At 72.0% G+C, this 25,368-nt stretch carries 24 protein-coding genes; 10 read left to right on the forward strand and 14 right to left on the reverse strand.

The window, feature by feature from the left end; all coding sequences use genetic code 11:
- Positions 1 to 13: 13 nt before the first annotated feature.
- Positions 14 to 382 carry a phosphoribosyl-AMP cyclohydrolase gene (gene hisI / locus BSL84_RS08935; RefSeq protein WP_030031522.1) on the reverse strand — a complete coding sequence of 123 codons (369 nt, stop codon included), beginning with the start codon at positions 380 to 382 and terminating at the stop codon, positions 14 to 16.
- A gap of 91 nt (positions 383 to 473) precedes the next feature.
- Between hisI and BSL84_RS08940 the strand changes: the two genes are divergently transcribed.
- Complete coding sequence (locus BSL84_RS08940) at positions 474 to 1,106, forward strand: TIGR03085 family metal-binding protein (protein WP_030031523.1); 633 nt, start codon at positions 474 to 476, stop codon at positions 1,104 to 1,106.
- Positions 1,107 to 1,783: 677 nt separating this feature from the next.
- Here the strand turns inward: BSL84_RS08940 and hisF are convergent.
- From hisF to hisD, 8 genes are read right to left on the reverse strand one after another with little or no spacing between them, the layout of a single operon-like run.
- Complete coding sequence (hisF, locus tag BSL84_RS08945; protein ID WP_030028115.1) at positions 1,784 to 2,539, reverse strand: imidazole glycerol phosphate synthase subunit HisF; 756 nt, start codon at positions 2,537 to 2,539, stop codon at positions 1,784 to 1,786.
- A complete protein-coding gene (locus BSL84_RS08950) occupies positions 2,536 to 2,931 on the reverse strand; it encodes a RidA family protein (RefSeq protein ID WP_030028114.1) in 396 nt (131 codons plus the stop codon). Before BSL84_RS08950 ends, hisF begins: the two co-directional genes overlap by 4 nt.
- Complete coding sequence (priA, locus tag BSL84_RS08955; protein WP_107069754.1) at positions 2,928 to 3,653, reverse strand: bifunctional 1-(5-phosphoribosyl)-5-((5-phosphoribosylamino)methylideneamino)imidazole-4-carboxamide isomerase/phosphoribosylanthranilate isomerase PriA; 726 nt, start codon at positions 3,651 to 3,653, stop codon at positions 2,928 to 2,930. The genes BSL84_RS08950 and priA overlap by 4 nt, the downstream gene beginning before the upstream one ends.
- Before the next feature lie 5 nt (positions 3,654 to 3,658).
- Entirely contained in the window at positions 3,659 to 4,309 is a 651-nt protein-coding gene (gene hisH / locus BSL84_RS08960; protein ID WP_045324318.1) for an imidazole glycerol phosphate synthase subunit HisH, read from the reverse strand.
- On the reverse strand, positions 4,306 to 4,473 hold the full coding sequence (locus tag BSL84_RS36460) for a hypothetical protein (RefSeq protein ID WP_030028108.1): 168 nt from the start codon (positions 4,471 to 4,473) through the stop codon (positions 4,306 to 4,308). Before BSL84_RS36460 ends, hisH begins: the two co-directional genes overlap by 4 nt.
- A 2-nt stretch (positions 4,474 to 4,475) precedes the next feature.
- Positions 4,476 to 5,069, reverse strand: coding sequence for an imidazoleglycerol-phosphate dehydratase HisB (gene hisB, locus BSL84_RS08965; RefSeq protein WP_075970139.1), 594 nt, complete (start codon positions 5,067 to 5,069; stop codon positions 4,476 to 4,478).
- Positions 5,066 to 6,184 carry a histidinol-phosphate transaminase gene (locus tag BSL84_RS08970; RefSeq protein WP_234308603.1) on the reverse strand — a complete coding sequence of 373 codons (1,119 nt, stop codon included), beginning with the start codon at positions 6,182 to 6,184 and terminating at the stop codon, positions 5,066 to 5,068. The genes hisB and BSL84_RS08970 overlap by 4 nt, the downstream gene beginning before the upstream one ends.
- Positions 6,181 to 7,530, reverse strand: a complete 1,350-nt coding sequence (gene hisD / locus BSL84_RS08975; protein WP_075970140.1) for a histidinol dehydrogenase — start codon at positions 7,528 to 7,530, stop codon at positions 6,181 to 6,183. Before hisD ends, BSL84_RS08970 begins: the two co-directional genes overlap by 4 nt.
- Positions 7,531 to 7,643: 113 nt before the next feature.
- Between hisD and BSL84_RS08980 the strand changes: the two genes are divergently transcribed.
- Genes BSL84_RS08980 through ybaK form a run of 3 tightly spaced genes read left to right on the forward strand, consistent with a single transcriptional unit; the run spans position 7,644 to position 10,553 of the window.
- Entirely contained in the window at positions 7,644 to 9,263 is a 1,620-nt protein-coding gene (locus BSL84_RS08980; protein ID WP_037661693.1) for a hypothetical protein, read from the forward strand.
- A gap of 34 nt (positions 9,264 to 9,297) precedes the next feature.
- Positions 9,298 to 10,035 (forward strand): LON peptidase substrate-binding domain-containing protein, encoded by a 738-nt coding sequence (locus BSL84_RS08985; RefSeq protein WP_030028102.1) that lies wholly within the window; start codon positions 9,298 to 9,300, stop codon positions 10,033 to 10,035.
- Positions 10,036 to 10,058: 23 nt separating this feature from the next.
- A complete protein-coding gene (ybaK, locus tag BSL84_RS08990; RefSeq protein ID WP_030028101.1) occupies positions 10,059 to 10,553 on the forward strand; it encodes a Cys-tRNA(Pro) deacylase in 495 nt (164 codons plus the stop codon).
- Between the two features lie 628 nt (positions 10,554 to 11,181).
- Here ybaK and BSL84_RS08995 read toward each other — a convergent pair.
- The 4 genes from BSL84_RS08995 to BSL84_RS09010 all read right to left on the reverse strand — a co-directional run bounded on the left by BSL84_RS08995 (position 11,182) and on the right by BSL84_RS09010 (position 15,237).
- Positions 11,182 to 11,895, reverse strand: a complete 714-nt coding sequence (locus BSL84_RS08995) for a hypothetical protein (RefSeq protein ID WP_234308576.1) — start codon at positions 11,893 to 11,895, stop codon at positions 11,182 to 11,184.
- Positions 11,896 to 11,967: 72 nt separating this feature from the next.
- On the reverse strand, positions 11,968 to 12,714 hold the full coding sequence (locus BSL84_RS09000; protein WP_045323872.1) for an ABC transporter permease: 747 nt from the start codon (positions 12,712 to 12,714) through the stop codon (positions 11,968 to 11,970).
- Between the two features lie 149 nt (positions 12,715 to 12,863).
- Positions 12,864 to 13,901, reverse strand: a complete 1,038-nt coding sequence (locus BSL84_RS09005) for an ABC transporter ATP-binding protein (RefSeq protein WP_075970142.1) — start codon at positions 13,899 to 13,901, stop codon at positions 12,864 to 12,866.
- 28 nt (positions 13,902 to 13,929) lie between these two features.
- Complete coding sequence (locus BSL84_RS09010) at positions 13,930 to 15,237, reverse strand: NYN domain-containing protein (RefSeq protein ID WP_234308575.1); 1,308 nt, start codon at positions 15,235 to 15,237, stop codon at positions 13,930 to 13,932.
- A 221-nt stretch (positions 15,238 to 15,458) separates the two neighbouring features.
- Here BSL84_RS09010 and BSL84_RS36465 point away from each other — a divergent pair, with 221 nt between their 5' ends.
- Positions 15,459 to 15,620: a hypothetical protein gene (locus tag BSL84_RS36465; protein ID WP_199816333.1), complete on the forward strand. Its 162-nt coding sequence runs from the start codon at positions 15,459 to 15,461 to the stop codon at positions 15,618 to 15,620.
- A gap of 112 nt (positions 15,621 to 15,732) precedes the next feature.
- On the opposite strand, the gene dnaE is transcribed toward BSL84_RS36465, so the two are convergent.
- Positions 15,733 to 19,275, reverse strand: a complete 3,543-nt coding sequence (gene dnaE / locus BSL84_RS09015) for a DNA polymerase III subunit alpha (RefSeq protein WP_030029216.1) — start codon at positions 19,273 to 19,275, stop codon at positions 15,733 to 15,735.
- Positions 19,276 to 19,445: 170 nt separating this feature from the next.
- Between dnaE and BSL84_RS09020 the strand changes: the two genes are divergently transcribed.
- From BSL84_RS09020 to BSL84_RS09040, 5 genes are all read left to right on the forward strand, one after another.
- Entirely contained in the window at positions 19,446 to 20,780 is a 1,335-nt protein-coding gene (locus BSL84_RS09020; protein WP_045323868.1) for a DUF2252 domain-containing protein, read from the forward strand.
- 37 nt (positions 20,781 to 20,817) lie between these two features.
- Positions 20,818 to 21,504 carry a hypothetical protein gene (locus BSL84_RS09025; RefSeq protein ID WP_045323867.1) on the forward strand — a complete coding sequence of 229 codons (687 nt, stop codon included), beginning with the start codon at positions 20,818 to 20,820 and terminating at the stop codon, positions 21,502 to 21,504.
- A 48-nt stretch (positions 21,505 to 21,552) separates the two neighbouring features.
- Positions 21,553 to 22,347, forward strand: a complete 795-nt coding sequence (locus BSL84_RS09030; protein WP_030033744.1) for a DsbA family protein — start codon at positions 21,553 to 21,555, stop codon at positions 22,345 to 22,347.
- A gap of 140 nt (positions 22,348 to 22,487) precedes the next feature.
- Positions 22,488 to 24,149, forward strand: coding sequence for an alkaline phosphatase D family protein (locus BSL84_RS09035; protein WP_420711223.1), 1,662 nt, complete (start codon positions 22,488 to 22,490; stop codon positions 24,147 to 24,149).
- 243 nt (positions 24,150 to 24,392) lie between these two features.
- On the forward strand, positions 24,393 to 25,340 hold the full coding sequence (locus tag BSL84_RS09040; RefSeq protein ID WP_030030507.1) for a zinc metalloprotease: 948 nt from the start codon (positions 24,393 to 24,395) through the stop codon (positions 25,338 to 25,340).
- The last annotated feature ends 28 nt before the right edge of the window (positions 25,341 to 25,368 follow it).

Genomic DNA, 25,368 nt, shown 5'->3' on the forward strand with positions numbered 1-25,368 from the left:
GGGGTGCCCCTGACTAGTCGGCTGCGCGGAGGAGGACGTCTTCGTCGAAGCAGGTGCGGGCTCCGGTGTGGCAGGCGGCTCCGACCTGGTCGACCTGGACGAGCACGGTGTCTCCGTCGCAGTCGAGGGCGACGGACTTGACGTGCTGGAAGTGGCCGGAGGTGTCCCCCTTCACCCAGTACTCCTGGCGGCTGCGCGACCAGTAGGTGCAGCGGCCGGTGGTCAGGGTGCGGTGCAGGGCCTCGTCGTCCATCCACCCGAGCATGAGCACCTCACCGGTGTCGTACTGCTGGGCGATGGCCGGTACCAGCCCGTCGGCGGAGCGCTTGAGGCGCGCGGCGATGGCGGGGTCGAGGCTGCCGGGGCGGGGGGACGTACTCATGGAGCCATTGTGCCGGGCGGGGAGGGGCGCGTTGATCCATGTCCGCCTGATGGGCGGGCGTCCGGCGCGATCCGGCCGTAGGCTGGCTGGCATGTCTACCCATGCGAAGCGTGAACGCCTGCTGCTGGCGGACCTGTTGGAGGCGGCCGGTCCGGAGGCCCCCACGCTGTGCGACGGCTGGACCTGTCGCGACCTGGCCGCGCACGTGGTCGTCCGGGAACGGCGCCCGGACGCGGCGGGCGGGCTCCTGCTGAACGTCCTGAAGGCCCGCCTGGACAAGGCGATGGAGGAGTACACGGCCAAGCCGTACGAGGAACTCATCCAGCTGATCCGGACCGGGCCGCCGCGGATGTCGGTGTACGCGCTGAAGCAGATCGACGAGGCGGCGAACGCGGTGGAGTTCTACGTCCACGCGGAGGACGTCCGCCGCGCCCAGCCGGACTGGTCCCCGCGGGAGCTGGATGCGGTGTTCTCGGACGCGCTGTGGTCCCGCCTGGAGAAGATGGCCCGCCTGACGGGCCGCCGCTCGCCGGTGGGCCTGGTGCTGCGCCGTCCGAACGGGCAGACGGCGGTGGCGCACAAGGGCGCGCCGGTGGTGACGGTGACGGGCGAGCCGGGGGAGCTGACGCTGTTCTGCTTCGGCCGCCAGGCCGCTGCCGCGGTGTCGCTGGACGGCGAGAAGGACGCGATCGCGATGCTCACGGCTGCCGCCCTCGGCCTGTAGCAGGTACCCGTCCGCGTCCCGCTCCCGGCTGCGCCCCGGTGGCCGCGCCTCAAACGCCGGCGGGGCTGGGTCCGGTGCCCCCGGCCGGGGCCGGTCGCGGGGGCGCGGCCCCTGTTCCCCGGCTGCGGTCCGGTGGCCGCGCCTCAAACGCCGGCGGGGCTTGGTCTGGTGTCCCTGGTCGGGGTCGGTTGTGGGGGCGCTGCCCCTGTTCCCCGGCTGCGGGCCGGTGGCCGCGCCTCAATCGCCGGCGGGGCTGGGGTGGTGTCCCTGGTCGGGGTCGGTTGTGGGGGTGGGGGTGCGGGGCCGCCGGGGGGTGTCTCCTCGGCTCGCGCGGTGCCGCACCTCTCGGCCATACCCGGTGGTGCGCGCTCGTCCTGCGGGGACACCCCCCACCGTCCCCACACCCCCACCCCGGCCGCCCCGCCCGGCGTCCGGGCCGTGGGGTGGGGACACTCCGGGGGCTCCCCGCAGGCCGAGGCGCAACCACCGGGTACGACCGAGAAGTGCAGAACGCGCCGAACCGAGGAGAGCCCCCGGAGGGGCACCACCCCACCCCTGTGATCCCGATCAGGGGCACCACCCCCAAGCCCCGCCGGCGATTGAGGCGCGGCCACCCGGCCGCGCCCGGAGGGCAGGGGCAGCGCCCCGGGATCCGCCGGCCGCGCCGGAGGCGAAGGTCAGCGGACCGGGTGGCCCGCTTCGCGGAGGGCCGACTTCACTTCGGCGATCCGGAGGTCGCCGAAGTGGAACACCGACGCCGCCAGCACCGCATCCGCCCCCGCCTCGATCGCCGGGGCGAAATCGGCCAGGCGGCCCGCGCCGCCGGAGGCGATCACCGGCACGGTGACGTGCTTGCGGACCGCCGCGATCATCTCGGTGTCGTAGCCGTCCTTGGTGCCGTCCGCGTCCATGGAGTTGAGCAGGATCTCGCCCGCGCCCAGTTCCGCGGCCCGGTGGGCCCACTCGACGGCGTCGATGCCGGTGCCCTGCCGGCCGCCGTGGGTGGTGACCTCGAAGGTCCCGGCGGCGGTGCGGCGCGCGTCCACGGACAGCACGAGGACCTGCCGGCCGAACCGCTCCGCGATCTCCCGGATCAGTTCGGGGCGGGCGATGGCGGCGGTGTTCACGCCCACCTTGTCCGCTCCGGCGCGCAGCAGTCTGTCGACGTCGTCGGCGGTGCGGACGCCGCCGCCGACGGTCAGCGGGATGAAGACCTGCTCGGCGGTGCGCCGCACCACGTCGTAGGTGGTCTCGCGGTTCCCGGAGGAGGCGGTGATGTCGAGGAAGGTCAGCTCGTCGGCGCCTTCGGCGTCGTACAGCTTGGCCATCTCCACCGGGTCGCCGGCGTCGCGGAGGTTCTGGAAGTTGACGCCCTTGACGACCCGGCCGTTGTCCACGTCCAGGCAGGGGATCACGCGTACGGCGAGGCTCATGCGGGCACCGCCTTGTACGCCTCGACCTCCACCTCGACGACCATCGACGGGTCGACGAAGCCGGAGACGATGATCATCGAGGCGGCCGGGCGGACCGCGTCGAAGAGTTCCTTGTGGGCGCGGCCGACCTCGTCGACGTCGCGTGCGTGGGTGAGGTACATGCGGGTGCGGACGACGTCCTCGGGGCCGAGGCCGGCCTGGGCGAGGGCCTTGAAGGCGACGCCGAAGGCGGCGACGGCCTGGTCGTACGGGCCGCCCGCGTCGCCGGCGGTGCAGCCGGAGACGAGCACGAGGCCGTTCGGGAGCTGTACCGCGCGGGAGTAGCCGATGACGTCCTCGTAGGGGCCGCCGGAGGAGATGCGGCGTACGGCGCCGGTGTCGGGGGAGCTCATGCGGAGACCGCCTTCAGGGCTTCTTCCAGAGTGAAGGCCTTGGCGTACAGGGCCTTGCCGACGATGGCGCCCTCGACGCCGAGCGGCACCAGTTCGGACAGGGCCCGCAGGTCGTCCAGGGAGGAGACGCCTCCGGAGGCGACGACGGGCCGGTCGGTGGCGGCGCAGACGTTCTTCAGCAGCTCCAGGTTGGGGCCGGTGAGCGTGCCGTCCTTGCCGATGTCGGTGACGACGTAGCGGGCACAGCCCTCGGAGTCGAGGCGGGCGAGGGTCTCGTAGAGGTCGCCGCCCTCGCTGGTCCAGCCGCGGCCCTTGAGGGTGGTGCCGCGTACGTCGAGGCCGATGGCGATCTTGTCGCCGTGTTCGGCGATGGCCTTGGCGGCCCATTCGGGGGTTTCCAGGGCGGCGGTGCCGAGGTTGACGCGGGTGCAGCCGGTGGCGAGGGCCGCGGCGAGCGAGGCGTCGTCGCGGATGCCGCCGGACAGCTCGACCTTGATGTCCATGGCGCGGGTGATCTCGGCGACCAGGGCGCGGTTGTCGCCGGTGCCGAAGGCGGCGTCGAGGTCGACGAGGTGCAGCCATTCGGCGCCGGCGGCCTGCCAGGCGAGGGCGGCCTGGAGCGGGGAGCCGTAGGAGGTCTCGCTGCCGGAGACTCCGTGGACGAGGCGGACCGCCTGGCCGTCGCGGACATCCACGGCGGGGAGGAGTTCGAGCGTCTTCACGGTCATCAGAGGGTCTCGATCCAGTTGGTGAGGAGCTGGGCGCCGGCGTCGCCGGACTTCTCGGGGTGGAACTGGGTGGCCCACAGGGCCCCGTTCTCCACCGCCGCGACGAAGCGTTCGCCGTGGGTGGCCCAGGTGACCTTGGGGGCGCGGATCAGCGGGTTGGTGACTTCCAGGGTCCAGTCGTGGGCCGCGTAGGAGTGCACGAAGTAGAAGCGGGCGTCGGCGTCCAGTCCGGCGAAGGCCTGGCTGTCGGCGGGGGCGTCGACGGTGTTCCAGCCCATGTGGGGGACGACGGGGGCCTTGAGCGGGCCGACGGTGCCGGGCCACTCGTCGAGGCCTTCGGTCTCCACGCCGTGCTCGATGCCGCGTTCGAAGAGGATCTGCATGCCGACGCAGATGCCCATGACGGGGCGGCCGCCGGAGAGCCGGCGGCCGATGATCCAGTCGCCGCGGACGTCCTTGAGGCCCTGCATGCAGGCGGAGAAGGCGCCGACGCCGGGGACGAGGAGCCCGTCGGCGTCCATGGCCTTGTCGTAGTCGCGGGTGATCTCGACGTCCGCGCCGACGCGGGCGAGTGCGCGTTCGGCGGAGCGGACGTTGCCGAAGCCGTAGTCGAGGACGACGACCTTCTTGGTGGGGCGTGCTGTGCTCATTCCCAGATTCCTTGTATCCGCAGGACTCCGGCCGCCAGGCACATCGCGGAGGCGATGGCGAGCAGGACCACGACCGATTTGGGCATCTGCTGCTTCTGGAAGGAGTAGACGCCCCCGGCCAGGAACAGGCCGAGGACGATCAGGATGGTGTTCAGCCCGTTCACTGCTAGAGGGCGCCCTTCGTGGAGGGCAGGATGCCGACGGCCCGCGGGTCGAACTCGGCGGCGTAGCGCAGGGCCCGGGCGAGGGCCTTGAACTGGCATTCCACGATGTGGTGGGCGTTGCGGCCGTAGGGGACGTGGACGTGCAGGGCGATCTGGGCCTGGGCGACGAAGGACTCCAGGATGTGCCGGGTCATCGTCGTGTCGTAGGAGCCGATCATCGGTGCCATGTTCTCGGGCTCGGTGTGCACGAGGTAGGGGCGGCCGGACAGGTCGACGGTGACCTGGGCGAGGGACTCGTCGAGCGGGACGGTGCAGTTGCCGAAGCGGTAGATGCCCACCTTGTCGCCGAGGGCCTGCTTGAAGGCGGCGCCGAGTGCGAGGGCGGTGTCCTCGATGGTGTGGTGGGAGTCGATGTGCAGGTCGCCGTCGGTCTTGACGGTGAGGTCGAAGAGGCCGTGGCGGCCGAGCTGGTCGAGCATGTGGTCGTAGAAGCCCACGCCCGTCGAGACGTCGACCTGGCCGGTTCCGTCGAGGTTTATCTCGACGACGACGGAGGTCTCCTTGGTGGTCCGTTCGACCCGTCCGATGCGGCTCATGCGTGCTGCTCCTTCTTCAGTGCGCGAACCGCTTCCAGGAACGCGTCGTTCTCTGCCGGGGTGCCGGCGGTGACCCGCAGCCGGCCGGGTACGCCGTTGTCCCGGACCAGGACCCCGTGGTCGAGGATCTTCTGCCAGGCGGTGTGGGAGTCCTCGAACGTCCCGAACTGGATGAAGTTCGCGTCGGACTCGGTGACCTCGTAGCCGATGGCGCGCAGCTCGGTGACGAGGCGGTCCCGTTCGGCCTTGAGCTGCTCGACGTAGCCGAGCAGGGTGTCGGTGTGTTCCAGGGCGGCGAGTGCCGTGGCCTGGGTGACGGCGGACAGGTGGTACGGCAGGCGGACCAGCTGTACGGCGTCGACGACGGCGGGGTGCGCGGCCAGGTAGCCCAGGCGCAGGCCGGCCGCGCCGAAGGCCTTGGACATGGTCCGGGAGATCACCATGTTGGGGCGGCCCTCGATGAGGGGCAGCAGCGAGTCCCGGTGGCTGAACTCCACGTAGGCCTCGTCGACGATGACGAGGGAGGGCTTGGCCGCCTGGGCCGCCTCGTAGAGGGCCAGGACGGTCTCCGCGTCGACGGCGGTGCCCGTGGGGTTGTTGGGGGAGGTGATGAAGACGACGTCGGGTGCGTGCTCGGCGATCGCCCGTTCGGCCGCCTCCGTGTCGATGCGGAAGTCCTCGCGGCGGGGGCCGGAGATCCAGCCCGTGCCGGTGCCGCGGGAGATCAGCGCGTGCATGGAGTAGGAGGGTTCGAAGCCGATCGCGGTGCGGCCGGGCCCGCCGAAGGTCTGCAGCAGCTGCTGGATGACCTCGTTGGAGCCGTTGGCGGCCCATACGTTCTCCCGGGTGACCGGGTGTTTGCCCGTACGGGTGAGGTAGGCGGCCAGCTCCGTGCGCAGCTCGACCGCGTCCCGGTCCGGGTAGCGGTTGAGGGTGCGGGCGGCTTCGGCGACGCGCTCGGCGATGCGCGCGACGAGCTCGGCGGGCAGCTCGTAGGGGTTCTCGTTGGTGTTCAGCTGGACGGGCACGTCGAGCTGGGGGGCGCCGTACGGGCTCTTGCCGCGCAGTTCGTCCCGGATGGGGAGGTCGTCGATGCCGATGGCTCTGTCGGTCACTGGCCGGGCACCTTCCATCCGCTGTGCTTGTCGGGTACGGCTCCGCCAAAACGGGCCTTGAGGGCGGCGCCGTGCGCGGGCAGGTCCTCGGCCTCGGCGAGGGTCACCACGTGGTGGGTGACCTCGGCGAGGGCGTCGCGGGTGTAGTCGACGATGTGGATGCCGCGCAGGAAGGACTGCACGGACAGGCCCGAGGAGTGGCAGGCGCAGCCGCCGGTGGGCAGGACGTGGTTGGAGCCGGCGCAGTAGTCGCCGAGGGAGACCGGGGCCCAGGGGCCGACGAAGATCGCGCCGGCGTTGCGGACGCGGGCGGCCCAGGCGGCGGCGTCGGCGGTCTGGATCTCCAGGTGTTCGGCGCCGTAGGCGTCGACGACCTTGAGGCCGTCCTCCAGGCTGTCGACGAGCACGATCGCGGACTGCCTGCCGGCGAGGGCGGGCTTGATCCGGTCCTCGACGTGCTTGGTCGCGGCGACCTGCGGCTCCAGCTCCTTCTCGACGGCGTCCGCGAGCTCGGCGGAGTCCGTGACGAGGACGGCCGCGGCCAGCGGGTCGTGCTCGGCCTGGCTGATGAGGTCGGCGGCGACGTGCACCGGGTCGGCGGTGGAGTCGGCGAGGACGGCGATCTCGGTCGGGCCGGCCTCGGTGTCGATGCCGATCCGGCCGGTGAAGTAGCGCTTGGCGGCGGCGACCCAGATGTTGCCGGGGCCGGTGACCATGTTGGCGGGGCGGCAGTCCTCGGTGCCGTACGCGAACATCGCGACGGCCTGGGCGCCGCCGACCGCGTACACCTCGTCCACGCCGAGCAGCGCGCAGGCGGCCAGGATGGTGGGGTGCGGCAGTCCGCCGTGCTCCTTCTGCGGCGGGGACGCCAGCGCGACGGACTCGACGCCCGCCTCCTGGGCCGGTACGACGTTCATGACGACGGACGACGGGTACACCGAGCGGCCGCCCGGCGCGTACAGCCCGACGCGCTCCACCGGAACCCACTTCTCGGTCACGGTGCCGCCGGGGACCACCTGTGTGGTGTGCTCGGTGCGGCGCTGTGCGCGGTGCACGATCCGGGCGCGCCGGATCGACTCCTCCAGGGCTGCGCGGACGGCCGGGTCGAGCTCGTCGAGGGCGGCCTTGAGGGCCGCGGCGGGCACCCTGACCTGCTCCAGCGTCACCCCGTCGAACTTCTGCGCGTACTCGATCAGCGCCGCCGTGCCACGATGATGGACGTCCTCGCAGATGGGCCGCACCTTCTCCAGGGCGGCTTCCACGTCGAACTCGGCACGGGGCAGCAGGTCGCGCAGGGCGCCGCCCTCGGGGAGGGCGTCACCGCGCAGGTCGATACGAGAGATCACCTCACAATTCTCTCAGACCGTCCCGTGCCACCGTCCGCCCGTATCACTGGCTGATACACGCCACGGACGCCCCCGGATGTCACAGGTGCCCGTTAGCGTTCGTCTACACGTACATGACGGCGGAGGGGGCCGCGGTGGTCGAGGCGGAACCGGACGGGTGTCCGGCGGATCTCAGCGATTCCGAGCGCCGTATGTGGGACGCCTTCCGCACGGGCAGCGTCTGCGATCTCAGTGCGCGCGCCGCCGACGTGGACGATCCGCACGGCGACCACGTCTGGGGTGCGGGGCGCGGCGTCCGTGCCGGTGTGGTGGCGCTGCTGCTGCTCCACGGACCGCCGCCGGTGCCGGGCCGGGTGGCGTCGCTGAAGCTGCGCGGCGTACGGATCTCCGGGCGGCTGGATCTGTCCGGTGGGACGGTGGCTCCGTACGTGGAGCTGCAGTCCTGCCGCTTCGACAGCGAGATCCAGCTGTCGGAGGCCCGTTTCGGCACGTTGCGGCTGGTCAACTGTGCGATACCGCGGCTGGAGGCGGCCCGGCTGCACACGGAGGGGGACCTGCACCTGCCGCGCTGCCGGGTGGCGCGCGGGATCCGGCTGACCGACGCGCAGATCGGCACGGACCTGCTGGTCAGCCAGGCGGTGGTGCAGCGGGACAGCAAGGGCCGGGCGATCGCCGCCGACGGGTTGTCGGTCGCGCAGGACTTCCAGGGCGAGCTGCTGGAGACGTACGGGGAGGTGAGTCTGCGCGGCGCGAAGGTCGGCGTGTCGATGAACCTGCGCGGGGCCCGGCTGCGCAATCCGTCGGGGCGGTTCGCGCTGAACGCGCCGCAGCTGACCGTGGAGCGGACCCTGTACCTGACGGCGATCGCCATGGACTACGGGCGCGGCGGTACGGGCTCCTCCACTCCCCCGTACGGGCTGGGCCGCACGCCGGCGCGGGGCCGGCGGGCACGGCCGTTCGAGTGCCGGGGCGGGCTGCGGCTGGACGACGGCCGGTTCGGGGACGCCATCGACTTCTACGGCGCGCGGTTCGAGCTCACGGACGAGCAGGAGATATCCCTGCGCCGGATCCAGACGCCGGAGTTCCGCTTCGTCGGGGAGGGGCCGGAGCGCGGCCGGGTGGTGGTGTCGGGCGCCAAGGTGGTCAAGCTCGTCGACACGTCCACGAGCTGGCCGGGTCCGGGCGGGCTGTCCATCGAGGGTTTCGAGTACGAGGACATCGCGCCCCGCGGCCATTTCCCGCTGTCCCGCAGGCTGGCCTGGCTGGAGGCGGCCACTCCCGAGTACTCGCCGGGGCCGTACGAGCGGCTGGCGGCCGTACTGCGGGCCAGCGGCGAGGACGCGGACGCCCGCGAGGTGCTGCTGGCCAAGCAGCGGCGGCGCCGGGCCACGCTGCCGCCGGGGCCGAAGGCGTGGGGCTACCTGCAGGACTGGACGGTCGTCTACGGCTACCGGCCTGGCCGGGCCGCGCTGTGGATGGCGGTGCTGTGGGCGGCGGGGGCGCTGCTGTTCTCCCAGCTCGACCCGCCGGCGATCAAGGAGGGCGAGCATCCGGAGTGGAGCGCCCCGCTGTACGCCCTGGATCTGCTGCTCCCGGTGATCGACCTCGGCCAGCAGGGGCACTGGAAACTGGCGGGCGGCTGGCAGTGGGGGGCGGCGGGGCTCGTCGTCATGGGCTGGATCCTGGCCACGACGGTCGCGGCGGGGGCGTCCCGGCTGCTGCGGCGGGGGTGACGGGGCGCGTCTGCGGACGATTACCCTGTGCGTCGTGACCACCGTTCGCCTGCCCCTCTTCCCGCTGAACTCGGTGCTGTTCCCGGGACTCGTGCTCCCGCTGAACGTCTTCGAGGAGCGTTATCGCGCCATGATGCGCGAGCTGCTGAAGACGGGTGAGGACGAGCCGCGCCGTTTCGCGGTCGTCGCGATCCGCGACGGCCGGGAGGTCGCCCCGACCGCGCCCGGCCTGCCGGACCCGACGGCCGTACCCGAGCGGGGTCCGGCGGCCGGTTTCGGAGCGGACCCGATCCAGGCGTTCCACCGGGTGGGCTGCATCGCGGACGCGGCGACGATCCGGGAGCGGGAGGACGGCAGCTTCGAGGTCCTCGCGACCGGTACGACGCGCGTCCGGCTGCTGTCGGTCGACGCGTCGGGGCCCTTCCTGACGGCGGAGCTGGAAGAGCTCCCGGAGGACGCGGGCGACGGCGCCGGGGTCCTCGCGGAGGGCGTGCTGCGGGCCTTCCGCAACTACCAGAAGCGTCTGGCGGGTGCCCGCGAACGGTCCCTGACGGGCGCGGAGCTCCCCGACGAGCCGTCGGTGGTCTCCTACCTGGTGGCCGCGGCGGTGGTACTGGACATCCCGGCGCGGCAGCGGCTGCTGCAGGCGCCGGACACGGCGACGCGGCTGGCGGAGGAGCTGAAGCTGCTGCGCACGGAGACGGCAGTGATCCGCCACCTGCCGTCGCTGCCGGCGGTGGAACTGACCCGGGCTCCGACCAGCCCGAACTGACGAGCGAGAGCGACGGGGGACCGATGGCGAAGAAGACGAAACAGGCGGCCGGCACACCGGCGATCGTGGCGCTGACGGCGGCCGGGGTCGCCTTCACCACGCACGCGTACGAGCACGACCCGGCGCATCCCTCGTACGGCGAGGAGGCGGCGGAGGCCATGGGCGTCTCGCCGACGCAGGTCTTCAAGACGCTCGTGGCGGACGTGGACGGCGCCCTGACGGTGGCGGTGGTTCCGGTCTCGGGGTCGCTGGACCTGAAAGCGCTGGCGACGGCGGTGGGCGGCAAGCGGGCGGCGATGGCCGACCCGGCCCTGGCGGAGCGCACCACGGGCTACGTCCGCGGCGGCATCTCCCCGCTGGGGCAGCGCAAGCGGCTGCGCACGGTGATCGACGAGTCCGCCAGGGCCCACCCCACGATCTGCTGCTCGGCGGGCCGCCGCGGCCTGGAGGTCGAACTCTCCCCCACGGACCTGGCCACTCTCACCTCAGCCACCGTGGCCCCGATCGCGCGACCTTAGACCCACCCCGGCCGGGCTGGGGCTCCGCCCCAGACCCCGCGCCTCAAACGCCGGCGAGGCTTGTCTCGCAGCCCCCGCCGGCGTACGAGGCGCGGGCCGGGCAGCGCCCAACGGGGGTCCGGGGCGGAGCCCCCACCCCAGCCCCGCCGGCGTTTGAGGCGCGGGCCCGGGCAGCGCCCAACGGGGGTCCGGGGCGGAGCCCCCACCCCAGCCCCGCCGGCGTTTGAGGCGCGGGCCCGGGCAGCGCCCAACGGGGGTCCGGGGCGGAGCCCCCACCCCAGCCCCGCCAGCGTTTGAGGCGCGGGCCCAGGCAGCGCCCAACGGGGGTCCGGGGCGGAGCCCCCACCCCAGCCCCGCCGGCGTTTGAGGCGCGGGCCCGGGCAGCGCCCAACGGGGGTCCGGGGCGGAGTCCCCACCCCAGCCCCGCCGGCGTTTGAGGCGCGGGCCCGGGCAGCGCCCAACGGGGGTCCGGGGCGGAGCCCCCACCCCAGCCCCGCCAGCGTTTGAGGCGCGGGCCCGGGCAGCACCCGGCGGGGTCCGGGGCGGAGCCCCGGGAAACGGAGAAAGGGCGGGGCGGGGCCAGGCTCCGCGCAGCGGCGCAACCCGGCGGCCGACCACCCCGGAGGGGTCAGGCGCGCGGGGCCTCCGACGCAGTCGGCCCGGTGTCGGTCGGCGGCAGCGACCGCTCGGCCGACGGCGGCGCCGGCGACGACGCCCCCGCCGGCTGGTAGTACCCGCTCCACCCCGCCAGCGGATCCGGCTCCGGGTCCCGCGGCGTCCACAGCGCGGTGCACCCCAGGTGCAGCAGCACGGCGGTCATCGGCCAGACCAGCAGCGCCCCGTGCGCCACCAGCTCCAGCGGCGCGTCGAACGGCACCCCCTTGCCGGCCGCGGCCGCGGCGGCGGCCAGGTCGGACGACGACGCCCCGAGCCACAGCCCGAACCGCCACCCCGCGAGCGCGGCGAAGCCCGACCCGACGGCCAGCCCGATCACCAGCGGCACGCCGCCGGCCCGGCGCCACAGGAACGTGCCGACGGCGCTGAGCAGGCCCAGCCCCACCGACAGCAGGAAGAAGGTGCCGTCGGCGGCGATCCGCGCCTCGCTCTCGCTGTTGCGCAGGAACACCGCCTCCCCGTTGGAGACGTACTGCACGCGGGGCGCCAGCCACACCCACAGCAGTCCGAGGAGCAGCCCGGCCACCCCGACCGCCAGGGCCACGACGGCCCCGTCTCGGATGTCCGCGGGGGTGATGCCCGCGGCGGCGTCCGGCTTCTCGGGCGGCGACGACGGCGCCGGCGACGGCGGGTCGAACGGGGACTGCGGGGTCACGGCTTCGGTCACCCCCACATCGTGCCAGGTGTGTCCGGCCGCGGCGTCGCCGGACCGCGTCACGGACCGCGCCGGCGGACCGCGTCAGCGCACCGATGCCCGCCGGTACGCCCAGGTCGCGAGGGCCAGGGAGGCGACTCCGACGGCCGCGCACACCCCGAGGTCGACGGCGACGGCGGCCCAGTCCGGTTCCGCTTCGAAGGTCCGCGCGAACGCCTCCACCCCGTAGGTGGACGGCAGCAGGTCACGCGCCCACACGATGAGGGACGGCATCCGCTCGGGCGGCAGCACCCCGAGGAGCAGCGCCGCCGACATGCCGAGCTGTCCGGCGAGGGTGGCCAGCTCCTGGCGCGGTGCGAGCAGTCCCAGCGCGGCGCCGAGCCCGGCAAGCGCGGCTCCGGCCAGCGGTACGACGGCGGCCAGGATCCACAGGCCGCTCATCGGCAGGCCGAAGAGCAGGCAGCCGAAGACCGCGGTGACCAGCGTCCCCGGCAGGGTGAAGGAGGCGTACGCGGCGGCCGTGCCCAGGACCACCGAGGCGGGCGGCACCGGCAGGGTGGCGTAGTGGTCGAGTCCGCCGCCGGCCCGCAGCTGCCCGAAGTACTGGGCGAGCAGGTTCAGCGCGACGAAGGCGACGACGAGCACCGAGGAGCCGGCGACGACGGCGCGGGCCTCCGAGCCCCCGTCGACGACGCCCCGCATGAGGATCATGATGCCGACGGACTGGAAGGTGGCCACGAACAGCAGTGGTATCCGCGCGACCCGGGCCCGGGACAGCTGCGCCCGGTAGACGGCGGCCAGCGCGGGGAGGACCCGCGCGCGGGGCGCCAGCGGCGCGGGCTGGGCCTCGGGCCGGGGCTCGGGCCGGGATGCCGGGGCGCGGTCCGCGGCGGCGCCGGCCGGCGCCGTCTGCGGTGGGGACGGGGCCGCGGCGTCGGGTGCGAGCCCGGCCGCTCCCGCCGCCCCGGTCGAGCGGTCGCTCACGACTTCACCAGCCCTTTCGTCCTGCCGCCGAGGGCCAGGTACACGTCTTCGAGGCTGGGGGTGGCCAGGGTGAAGTCGTCGAGCGCTGCGAAGGCGGGCCCCCCGGTGACCGAGGCGACCGCCGCCCGCGCCTCGTCCGGCGCCAGCCGCAGTACCCAGCGGCGCCCCGACTCGGCGGCCCGGGCGTGCAGCCGGGCCACCTCCGGCACCTCCAGCGGAGCGCTGTCGCGCCACACCAGTTCCAGCCGGACCTCGCCCGAGACCTTGGCCTTCAGCGCGGCCGGTGTGTCGCAGGCGATGACCCTGCCCTGGTCGATGACGGCGACCCGGTCGAGGACGGTCTCGGCCTCGATGACGTTGTGGGTGACCAGCAGGACGGTCGCGCCGTGCTGTGCGCGGCGCCGGTCCACGGCCGCCCACACGGCCCGCCGGGCCACGGGGTCCATGCCGGTGGTGGGTTCGTCGAGGACGAGTACGGGCCGCTCCCCCACGAGTGCGGTGGCGAAGCACGCCAGGCGCCGCTGGCCGCCGGAGAGCTTCTTCAGGGGCCGGTCGGCGATGGCGGTCAGCCCGAGTTCGTCCAGTACGGCGTCCCGCGCGGTCCGGGCCGCGCGCACGTCGAGCCCGCGCAGCCGTCCGGTGGTCTCGGCGGCCAGTGCCACCGTGAGCTCGTCCAGCGCCGTGGACTCCTGCCCGAGGTAGGCGAGCAGGCGGGAGGCGCGTCCTGGGTGGCGTACGAGGTCGTGGCCGAGGAGGGTCACGGTGCCCGAGTCGGGCCGCATCAGGCCGGTGAGCTGGCGTACCAGGGTGGACTTGCCGGCGCCGTTGGGGCCGAGCAGGCCGAAGATCTCGCCGCGCCGGACGTCGAGGGTGACGCCGTCGTTGGCGCGGGTCTCGGGCAGGGCGGGGGCTCCGCGCCGGCCGCGTACCGCGGGGTACGTCTTGACCAGGTCACGTACCGCGCAGACCACGTCCGGCGCCGCTCCCGCGGCCGCCGCCGTGCTGTCCTGCGCCTGTGCTGTGCCCGTACTCACGAGGGAGCAGCCTACGGGGTTCCCGCCCCTACTCGGCCGCCGGGGTCAGCGGGGAGGGCAGGTCGGCGGGTGCGGTCGCGGGTGCGGCGGCCGGTACCGCGGCGACGTGTTCGGCGGCGGCGCGGACGTCGATCTCCCTCCAGAACCCGGCGCGGATGGCGTAGCGGTCGTGTTCGTCGATCTGGTCGTCCTTGTGCGCGAGCAGGCCGAATCGGGCGGCGTAGCGCAGCAGCTCGCCGTCGATCCGGTGCGGGATGCGCGGGTACATGGTGGCCAGTTTCTGCAGGTGCACGGTTTCGGGGAGGCGTTCCATCCAGCGCCGGGCGAACACCTGTCCCACCTCGAAGGGGTCGCCGCCGACGGTGGTGATGTCCTCCTCGCGGTCCGCCCAGCGCTGTTCGGCGCTGGTGAGCTGGGCGAGGGTGGGCAGGGAGGCGGTCTCGGCGGGTTCGCCGAGGGGTCCGGCGCGGTCGATCCAGCCTTTGTCGGATGACCAGCGCAGGGCGCTGGCGGGGGCGGGCGGGCTGCTCGCGGCGGCGTGCTGGCCGCCGTGTGCGCCGGGGGCGCGCAGGGCTCCGGCGAGGTCCTTGGGGGTGGGGACGCTCTTGCCGCCGGGGGTGGTGGGCGCCGGTACGGGGACCCCCTCGCGGTCGTCGTCCGCGGGGGCGGCGGCGCCGTTGCGGGCGGCCTCGGCGAGCGCGGCCTCGGGCAGCGGCGCCGAGAGGATGGCGGCGATGTCGGGGCGGGGTGCGGGCGGCGGGGAGCAGAGTCCGGTGAGGTCCTTGGCGCGGACGGCGCGGGTGATCCAGGCGCGGTCGAGGACGCGGCGTTCGTCGGCTTCGGCGACGAGGTCCTCGGACTGGTTGTAGTCGCCGTCGGCGGCCTGGACGGCCCACAGGTGGACGGCGACGCCGTGCTCCTTGGCGGACATCAGCCCGGGCAGCAGGTCGCCGTCGCCGGTGACGAGGACCACGTCGGAGCAGGCGCGGTTGCGGGCGAGCTCGGTGAGCTCGGCGTGCATGGCGGCGTCGACGCCCTTCTGGGCCCAGCGGCCGTCGCTGCGGGTCAGGGCGCCGAGGCGGACGGTGACGCGGGACATGACGCGCAGCCTGCGGTGTTCGGGCTGGGGCACCCGGTCGGGTGCGCCGTCGAACCAGTAGATGCGCAGCAGGGGCTGTTCGGTGTCGGCTTCGGCCCGCTCGCGCAGGCCCTGGATGAGGGCGGCATGGTCGACGGTGATCCGGGAGCGGGAGGGCTCCCCGGCGAGAAGGCTGGCGGCGGCGCCCAGCAGGTAGCCGGCGTCCACCAGGACGACGCAGCGGTCCACGCGTTCCACCCTCTTCCCTGGAGTCCCCATGGCGTTTTCCGGGGGTGCCCCGAGTCTGCCCGACCCCGTGGGTGTTGAAGGCCGGAACTCGATCATCGGCGTGGCGGATCTCACGCGGTGTCGGGCGGCCGTCTTCGGCCACGCGCAGTAATGATCCAAAATGCGCGGTTTCTGGCGCTGTGTGAGTGTGAAGGCGGTCCTGGCCCCTAGACCCTCACGGAGGCTCCCCCATGGCCAAGAACAAGAACCAGAAGCAGCCGGCGAAGCAGCAGACCCGCTCGTCCGGACAGGACGCGTCGCGCTCGTCGGATTCCCACGAGCAGACGTCCCAGGCGCCGAGTCCGATGGACCTGGCCCACAAGAGCAAGCAGAAGCGGTTCGGCCACAACTGACGCCTCCGCGTCGGTCTGTGCGACCGGAACCGGAAAGGGCCTGCCCGGCGGCATCGCCGGGCAGGCCCTTTCCGTACGCGTGGCGGCCGCGGCCGTCCCGCGAAGGCCGTGGCTATCCGGCCAGGCAGGACGGTCCGAGCAGTACCTTCAGGTCGCCGAAGAGGGCCGGGTCGGGCTGTACGCGGTGCCGGTCGAGGCGCAGCACGGTGGTGGTCCGGGGGCCCTGGAGCTTGATCCGCACCTCGGTGTTGCCCTTGTGGTGGCGCAGGATCTCCCCCAGACGGGTCACCATCGGGGGGGTGACCTTGACCGTGGGGATGGTGAGGACCACGGGTGCGTTGGTGCCGGCGGAGGAGAGGTCGGGGACCATCATCTCCATGGCGACCAGGCGGGGGACGTCCTCGCGCTTGTCGAGGCGGCCCTTGACGAAGACGACGGTGTCCTCGACCAGCTGGGTGGAGACGAGCTGGTAGGTCGCGGGGAAGAACATGCACTCGATGGAACCGGCCAGGTCCTCGACGGTGGCGATGGCCCAGGCGTTGCCCTGCTTGGTCATCTTGCGCTGGAGGCCGGAGATGATGCCGCCGATGGTGACCACGGCGCCGTCGGAGTGCTCGCCGCCGGTGAGCTGGGAGATGCCGGCGTCGGTCTTGTCGGAGAGGACGTGCTCCAGGCCGAAGAGCGGGTGGTCGGAGACGTAGAGGCCGAGCATCTCGCGTTCCTGGGCGAGGAGGTAGGACTTCTCCCACTCGACGTCGGAGAACTCCACGTCGAGGCCGAAGCCGGGTTCGTCGCCGCCGTCCTCGTCACCCATTCCGCCGAAGAGGTCGAACTGTCCCTCGGCCTCCTTGCGCTTGACGGCGACCACGTTGTCGATCATCGACTCGTGGTGGGCGACCAGGCCCTTGCGGGTGTGGCCCATCTCGTCGTAGGCGCCGGCCTTGATCAGCGACTCGATGGTGCGCTTGTTGCAGACGACGGCCTCGACCTTGTCGAGGAAGTCGGGGAAGGAGGAGTACTTCCCCTTGGCCTTCCTGGTCTTGATGATCGAGTCGACGACGTTCTGGCCGACGTTGCGGACGGCGGTGAGGCCGAAGAGGATCACGTCGTCGCCCTGGGCGGCGAAGTTCGACTCGGACTCGTTGACGTTCGGCGGGAGCACCTTGATGCCCATGCGGCGGCACTCGTTGAGGTAGATCGCGGACTTGTCCTTGTCGTCCTTGACCGAGGTGAGCAGGCCCGCCATGTACTCGGCGGGGTAGTTCGCCTTGAGGTAGGCGGTCCAGTAGGAGACCAGGCCGTAGGCGGCCGAGTGGGCCTTGTTGAAGGCGTAGCCGGCGAAGGGGACCAGGACGTCCCAGAGCTTCTGGATGGCCTCGTCGGAGTAGCCGTTCTTGCGGGCGCCCGCCTGGAAGATCGTGAAGTTCTTCGCCAGCTCCTCGGGCTTCTTCTTGCCCATGACGCGGCGCAGGATGTCGGCCTCGCCGAGCGAGTAGCCGGCGATGATCTGGGCGGCCTTCTGGACCTGCTCCTGGTAGACGATCAGGCCGTAGGTGACCGCGAGCACCTCTTCGAGCGGCTTCTCCAGCTCGGGGTGGATCGGGGTGATCTCCTGCTGCTTGTTCTTGCGCAGGGCGTAGTTGGTGTGCGAGTTCATGCCCATCGGGCCCGGTCGGTACAGGGCCGACACGGCGGAGATGTCTTCGAAGTTGTCGGGCTTCATCAGGCGCAGCAGGGAGCGCATGGGTCCGCCGTCGAACTGGAAGACGCCGAGGGTGTCGCCCCGGCCGAGGAGCTCGAAGGTCTTGGGGTCGTCGAGCGGGAGGGCCAGGAGGTCGATGTCGATCCCCTTGTTGGCCTTCACCATCTTGACGGCGTCGTCCATGATCGTGAGGTTGCGCAGGCCGAGGAAGTCCATCTTCAGCAGGCCGAGAGACTCGCAGCTCGGGTAGTCCCACTGGGTGATGGTGACGCCGTCGGTGTGCCGCACCCAGACGGGCACGTGGTCGGTGATCGTCTCGCTGGACATGATCACGCCGGCGGCGTGCACGCCCATCTGGCGGACCAGGCCTTCCACACCGCGGGCGGTGTCGATGACCTTCTTCACGTCGGGCTCGTTCTCGTACATCGAGCGGATCTCGCCGGCCTCGCTGTAGCGGGGGTGCGAGGGGTCGAGGATGCCGGAGAGCGGGATGCCCTTGCCGAGGACGTCGGCGGGCATGGCCTTGGTGAGGCGGTCGCCCATGGCGTACGGGTAGCCGAGGACGCGGGCCGAGTCCTTGATCGCGTTCTTGGCCTTGATGGTGCCGTAGGTGCCGATCATGGCGACCTTGTCCTGGCCGTACTTCTCCGTCACGTACCGGATCACCTCGACGCGCCGGCGCTCGTCGAAGTCGATGTCGACGTCGGGCATGGAGACGCGCTCGGGGTTGAGGAAGCGCTCGAAGATCAGGCCGTGCGGGATGGGGTCGAGGTCGGTGATGCCCATGGCGTAGGCGACGATCGAGCCGGCCGCGGAGCCTCGGCCGGGGCCGACCGCGATGCCCTGGTTCTTGGCCCACATGATGAAGTCGGCGACGACGAGGAAGTAGCCCGGAAAGCCCATCGAGATGATCGTGTCCATCTCGTACTCGACCTGCTTCATGCGGTCCTCGGGGATGCCCCCGGGGAAGCGGCGGTGCATGCCGCGCATGGTCTCCTCGCGGAACCAGGTGACCTCGGTGTAGCCCTCCGGGATGTCGAACTTCGGCATCAGGTTCCGGAACTTGAACATGCCCTCGGTGTCGATCTGGTCCGCGACCAGCTTGGTGTTGGCGCAGCCCTCCTGCCAGGCGTCCGAGGAGTCGATGGCGTACATCTCGTCGGTCGACTTCAGGTAGTAGCCGGAGCCGTCGAAGCGGAAGCGGTCGGGGTCCGAGAGGTTCTTGCCGGTCTGGATGCACAGCAGGGCGTCGTGGGCGGCGGCCTCGCTGGCGTAGGTGTAGTGCGAGTCGTTCGTCACCAGCGGGGGGATGCCGAGCTTCTTGCCGATCTCCAGCAGTCCGTCGCGGACCCGGCGCTCGATCTCGATGCCGTGGTCCATCAGCTCCAGGAAGTAGCGGTCCTTGCCGAAGATGTCCTGGTACTCGGAGGCCGACTTCAGGGCCTCGTCGAACTGGCCGAGGCGCAGCCGGGTCTGGAGCTCGCCGGAGGGGCAGCCGGTGGAGGCGATCAGGCCCTCGGACCACTTGCTGATGGTCTCCTTGTCCATGCGCGGCCACTTGGTGAGCCAGCCCTCGGCGTAGGCGTCGGAGGACAGCCGGAAGAGGTTGTGCAGGCCGGTGGCGTTCGCCGCCCAGATCGTCTTGTGGGTGTAGCCGCCGGAGCCGGAAACGTCGTCGCGCTTCTGGTGGGGCTGGCCCCACTGGATGCGGCGCTTGTTGCGCCGGGACTCGGGGGCGACGTACGCCTCGATGCCGATGATCGGCGTGATGCCCGCCTTCTGGGCGGAGTGGAAGAAGTCGTAGGCGCCGTGGAGGTTGCCGTGGTCGGACATGGCGATGTGCGTCATGCCCATCTCGTTGCACGCGTTGAACATGTCCTTCAGCCGCGCGGCACCGTCCAGCAGGGAGTACTGGGTGTGGACGTGCAGGTGCGTGAACGGCGTCTTGGTCACGGCGCTGGTCTCCTGGCGGCGGGGGGAGGGGGCAGCTTCGAATCCTACGTCCCACGGGTGACCAATCAGGGGCACGCGGCGGTACGGTCGGGCGTTGCAGAACCAGGGGCGCAGGTCCGGCGTCCAGTCCGGCAGAGCCCGTACCACCCGTGCACCAGGAGGAACCCGCCATGGCGGTCCCCGTGACGACCGACGAGCAGCGCGCCGAGGAGATCCTCGACGTGTTCGACACCGCGTTCGGTGAACTGCTCGCCGCAGACCCCGCTGCCTTCCAGGTCAAGTTCCGCAAGATGGCGGCCTCCGCCTTCGCCTTCTACCGAGGCACGGCCTGCCTCTTCTACTCCGACCTGGAGCGGGACCGGCACGGCGGTCCGTACCTGGACGAGCGGACGGGCCGGGTGTGGATCCACGGGGATCTGCACGCGGAGAACTTCGGCACGTACATGGACTCCAACGGCCGGCTGATCTTCAACGTCAACGACTTCGACGAGGCCTACGTCGGCCCCTTCACCTGGGACCTCAAGCGCTTCGCCGCCTCCGTGGCACTGATCGGCTACACCAAGGCGCTCAGCGACGGCCAGATAAGCGAGCTGGTGCGGATCTACGCGGGCGCCTACCGGGAGCGGATCCACCGGCTGGCCGTCGGGGGCGGGGCGCTCGACAAGGACGAGGTGCCCTCCTTCACCCTGGACACCGCCGAGGGCCCGCTGCTGGGCGCGCTGCGCTCGGCCCGTTCCCGCACGCGCTTCTCGCTGCTGGACTCGATGACGGAGATACGGGAGTACGAGCGCCGCTTCTCGTCCGGCGGCGGCTGCGTCGAGCTGGACGCGGCGACCCGCTACAAGGTGCTGGCCGCCTTCGACGGGTACCTGGAGACCCTGCCCGACGAGTCGCTGGTGCGCCCCGACTCCTACCGGGTCAAGGACGTGGTGGGCCGCCGGGGCGTCGGCATCGGCTCCGCGGGCCTGCCCTCCTACAACATCCTGCTGGAGGGGCACAGCGACGCCCTGGAGAACGACGTCGTGATCTACCTCAAGCAGGCACAGACCCCGGCGGTGTCCCGGCACATCACGGACCGGGCGGTACGGGAGTACTTCGAGCACGAGGGGCACCGCACGGTGATCTCCCAGCGTGCCCTCCAGGCGCACGCCGACCCGTGGCTGGGCTGGACCGAGCTGGACGGCACGGGCCAGCTCGTCGCGGAGGTCTCGCCCTACGCGGTGGACCTGGACTGGTCGGACCTGGACGACCCGGAGGAGATCGCGGCGGTCGTCGCGGACCTCGGCCGGGCCACGGCGACCATGCACGCGTCGGCCGACGAGGCGGAGAGCGGGCAGTCCCTGGTGCCGTTCTCCACCGAGCGGGCCATCGACGCGGCGATCGCGGCGGACGAGGCCGGCTTCGCGGAGCTGCTCGTGGACTTCGCGCACGCGTACGGGGCCCGGGCGCGCGCCGACCACCAGATCTTCGTGGACCTGTTCCGCAACGGGCGCCTCAGCCCCTGAACCGGCTCGCACAGGAACACGTGGCACACTCGCGAGGATGGATTTTTCCGGGACGGGACTCAGAGGGCTGCGGGCCGCGCTGTTCAGCGCGCTCGTCGTCCTGCTCTCGTCCGGCTCGCACGTCCTGATGTCCCAGGTCCCGCTGCCGCCCGCGCTGGTGGGCGGGGCCTTCGCGGGCGTCTTCGTGATCGCCTACGCCCTCGCGGGGCGCGAGCGGGGCTTCGGCCCCATCGCGGGGCTCCTGGTACCGCTGGAGCTGGCCGCCGACACCGTCTTCACCGCCGGCCAGCACCTCTGCTACGGCCCGGCGGGCGGCCCCGTCTCGGGGCCGCTGCGCGCCATGGGGCTGGAGGAGCTGTGCGGGGGCGCCCCGGTGGGCGGGCCGCTGACCGAGGTGGCCGGGCCCGCCGAGGCGGCCGCGCTGCTGGCCTCTCCGGGGCCGTTCACGCCCTGGCTGCTGCTCGGCGCACACGTCTCGGTGGGGCTGCTCGCCGCCGCCTGGCTGCGCCACGGCGAGCGGGCGCTGGGCCGGCTGCTGCGGGCGGTGGCGGCCTTCGCGTTCCGGCCGCTGCGGCTGGCGGCGGCTTCTGTCACGGCGGCCCGCGGTCGGGCCCGGCGGGCGCTGCGGCCGGTCCCGGCGGGCGCCGGGGCCCGTACGCGTTTCCCCGCACACTCCGTGGGACGGCGGGGACCGCCCGTGCCCGGCGCGCTCGCGCGCGCCTGACGCACGTACGGCAGTCCGTTCCCCCCGTCACACACCACGGAGACCATGATGAGTTCACGCAACAGCCAGGCGAACAAGGCGGCGGCCCGCGAGCGGCTTCGGGCCGAGCGCGAGGCGCAGGCCAAGAAGGACAAGCTCCGCCGCCAGGTCATAGTCGGCGTCGGCGTCGTCGCCGCACTGGGCCTGATCGGCGTCGTCACCTACGGGGTGATGAAGGCCAACGAGCCCGACTACTGGGAGAAGGCCGCCAAGGCCGAGCTGGTCAAGCCGAAGAACACCACCGGCGAGGACGGCACCACGGTCGTCGTCGGCAAGGCCGACGCGAAGAAGACCCTGGAGCTGTACGAGGACTCGCGCTGCCCGGCCTGTGCCTCCTTCGAGCAGGCGGCCGGCGAGCAGATCAAGAAGGACGTCGACGCGGGCAAGTACAAGCTCCAGTACGTCGGCGCGACCTTCATCGACAACGCGGTCAAGGGCGAGGGCTCGAAGAACGCGCTGAGCGCGCTGGGCGCGGCGCTGAACGTGAGCCCGGAGGCGTTCCTGGAGTTCAAGGGCGCCCTGTACTCCAAGGAGCAGCACCCCGAGGAGACCGTCGACAGCTTCGCCAAGGACGACTACCTGCTGAAGGTCGCCGACACCGTCCCGGCGCTCAAGGGCAACGCCGAGTTCAGGAAGGCCGTCGAGGACGGCACCTACGACCGGTGGGCGCTGGAGATGTCGAAGACCTTCGACAAGTCGGGCGTGAAGGGTACGCCGACCCTGAAGATGGACGGCAAGAAGATCGACACCCCGCAGACGGCGGAGCAGTTCACGGCGGCGATCGACAAGGCCCTGCAGGGCTGATCCCGAAAGGGCGGAAGTCACCCTTCCGCGCGGGCGGCCCGGCGATAGGGCGGACGAGCGGGCGAACTCCTGGAGTTCGCCCGCTCGTTGCGTTCCGACATCTGTTCCACATGCTGTACCCGTCGGTAATATGACCGGCCGTGACCAGTCATCTCATCCCTTCCCAGCCCGGGGCAACGCCCCGGCGCCGTACGGTCGTTCTCGCCGCGGCGGCCACGGCCACGCTGGCCCCCCTCACCTCGCTGGGCGCCGCGACCGCCCACGCGGCGGGCATCGCGCCCGCCTTCCTGCACGGCGTCGCCTCCGGCGACCCGCTGCCCGACGGCGTCCTGCTGTGGACCCGTGTCACCCCGACCCCCGAGGCCGTTCCCGGCTCGGGCGCCGGCCCGGCCGTCCAGGTGGGCTGGGAGGTGGCCTCCGACCGGGCCTTCTCCCGGATCGTCGCCGGGGGAACCGTCACGGCGAGCGCGGCCGCCGACCACACGGTCAAGGTTGACGTGCGGGGACTGCGGCCGCAGACGCCGTACTGGTACCGGTTCACGGCCGGCTCGGCCGTCTCCCCCGTCGGGCGGACGCTGACCACCCCCGCCCACGACGTGACGACCCCTTCGGTCCGGTTCGGCGTGGTCTCCTGCGCCAACTGGGAGTCCGGCTACTTCTCGGCCTACCGCCACCTGGCCGCCCGTACGGACCTGCACGCGGTCCTGCACCTGGGCGACTACATCTACGAGTACGCCTCCGGGGGCTATCCGGAGGCCGAGTACACCGTGCGCCGGCACGAGCCGGCACACGAGATCGTCTCGCTGGCCGATTACCGCACCCGGCACGGCAGGTACAAGACGGACGCCGACCTCCAGGCCCTGCACCACGCGCACCCGGTGATCGCCATCTGGGACGACCACGAGTTCGCGAACGACACGTGGTCCGGCGGAGCCGAGAACCACACCCCGGGCGCCGAGGGCGAGTGGGCGGCCCGCGCCGAGGCCGCCAAGCAGGCGTACTTCGAGTGGATGCCGGTACGGACCTCCACGGCGGGCACGGTCTACCGCAGGCTGCGCTTCGGCACCCTCGCCGACCTCCACCTGCTGGACCTGCGCTCCTTCCGCTCGCAGCAGGCCAAGATCGGCAGCGGCGCGGTGGACGACCCGGAGCGCACCATCACCGGGCGCGCCCAGCTGGACTGGCTCAAGGCGGGGCTCGCGGGCTCCGACGCGACCTGGAAGCTGGTCGGCACGTCGGTGATGATCTCACCGGTGGCCTTCGGCTCGCTGCCCGCGCACCTGCTGAAGCCGCTCGCCAAGCTGCTCGGCCTGCCCGAGGGCGGTATCGCGATCAACGTGGACCAGTGGGACGGGTACACGGACGACCGCAAGGAGCTGCTGGGCCACCTGAAGGAGCGCAACGTCAGGAACACGGTGTTCCTGACCGGTGACATCCACATGGCCTGGGCGAACGAGGTCCCGGTGAACATGGCCACGTACCCAGGCTCGGGCACGGCCGCGACCGAGTTCGTCGTCACGTCGGTGACGTCCGACAACCTGGACGAGATCCTGCACGTGCTGCCGGACACGCTCTCGCTGGTGGCCGAGTCCGCCATCAGGGCCGCCAACTGGCACGTGAAGTGGCTCGACATGGACGCGCACGGCTACGGCGTGCTGGACGTGACGCGGGAGCGCTCGCAGATGGACTACTACGTCATATCCGACAAGCGCCGTCCCGACGCCACGTCCGAATGGTCGCGTTCCTACCGGACGCTGAACGGCACCCAGAAGGTGGAGCGCGCCTACCAGCCCGTTCGCTGACTCACCTGACAAACGGTCAATTCTCTCGCCACAAGGGGCGTCTGGTACGTACCAGACGCCCCTTGTGCGTTTGAAGCAACAAATCTTTTACGTAAGACACTTGACCTGAATATGTCATGCACACATAAGCTTCGCGCCAGCTGAAGAAGATCCTTCAGGCCACCACCCCCCACGACCCCCCACCCGCGAGGAGCACACGTGCGCGCGAACGCCCGCATATCCCCCCTTCTCCGCCGCCGCCTGATGGGCACGGCGGTCCTGGCCGGAACCCTGGCCTTCACCCCGCTTGCCGCCCCCACCACGCTCGCGGCCGCCAAGACCCCCGCCGAGGTGTGCGCCGACCAGGCCGCCGCACCCGCCAACGCCCGCGTGACCCGCGCCCACGACGAGCACGCGGACGAGCCGAACGAGCTCACCGACGCGCAGGCCAAGGCCATGGACGCCGACCTGAAGTCGAAGCTGGACAAGGCCCTCAAGAACCAGCCGCAGCGCAGCCTCGCCGCCGCCGAGGCCGTGGTGAACATCCCGGTGTACTTCCACGTCATCCACTCCGGCACCACCGGCAAGCTCACGTCCACCGACGTCAGCAAGCAGCTCGCGGTCCTCAACGCGGCCTACGGCGGCCAGGGCACCGGAAACGTCAACACGAACTTCCAGTTCACCCTGGCGTCGACCGACTACACGGACAACGCGTCCTGGTACAACCTGGCTTCCGGCTCCCAGGCCGAGAAGGACATGAAGAACACCCTGCGCAAGGGCGGCCCCGGCGCGCTCAACTTCTACACCGCCAAGCTCTCCGGCGGCCTGCTGGGCTGGGCGACCTTCCCGACCTCCTACGCCTCCAGCCCCAAGATGGACGGCGTGGTCGTGCTGGACAGCTCGCTGCCCGGCGGCTCCTCCGCCAACTACAACGAGGGCGACACCGCCACCCACGAGGTCGGCCACTGGCTCGGGCTGTACCACACCTTCCAGGGCGGCTGTAACGGCAACGGCGACTACGTCTCCGACACCCCGGCCGAGAAGAGCCCCGCGTACGAGTGCCCGACCGGGCGCGACAGCTGCGCCAACAAGCCGGGCGCGGACCCGATCCGCAACTTCATGGACTACACGTACGACTCCTGCATGTACCAGTTCACCGCCGGCCAGGTGGCCCGCATGAGCAGCAACTGGACCGCCTACCGCGCGGGCTGACCCCAGCGACGGAAAGGGCCCGGACCGG

The organism is Streptomyces sp. TN58 (genome assembly GCF_001941845.1).
Taxonomy (GTDB): domain Bacteria; phylum Actinomycetota; class Actinomycetes; order Streptomycetales; family Streptomycetaceae; genus Streptomyces.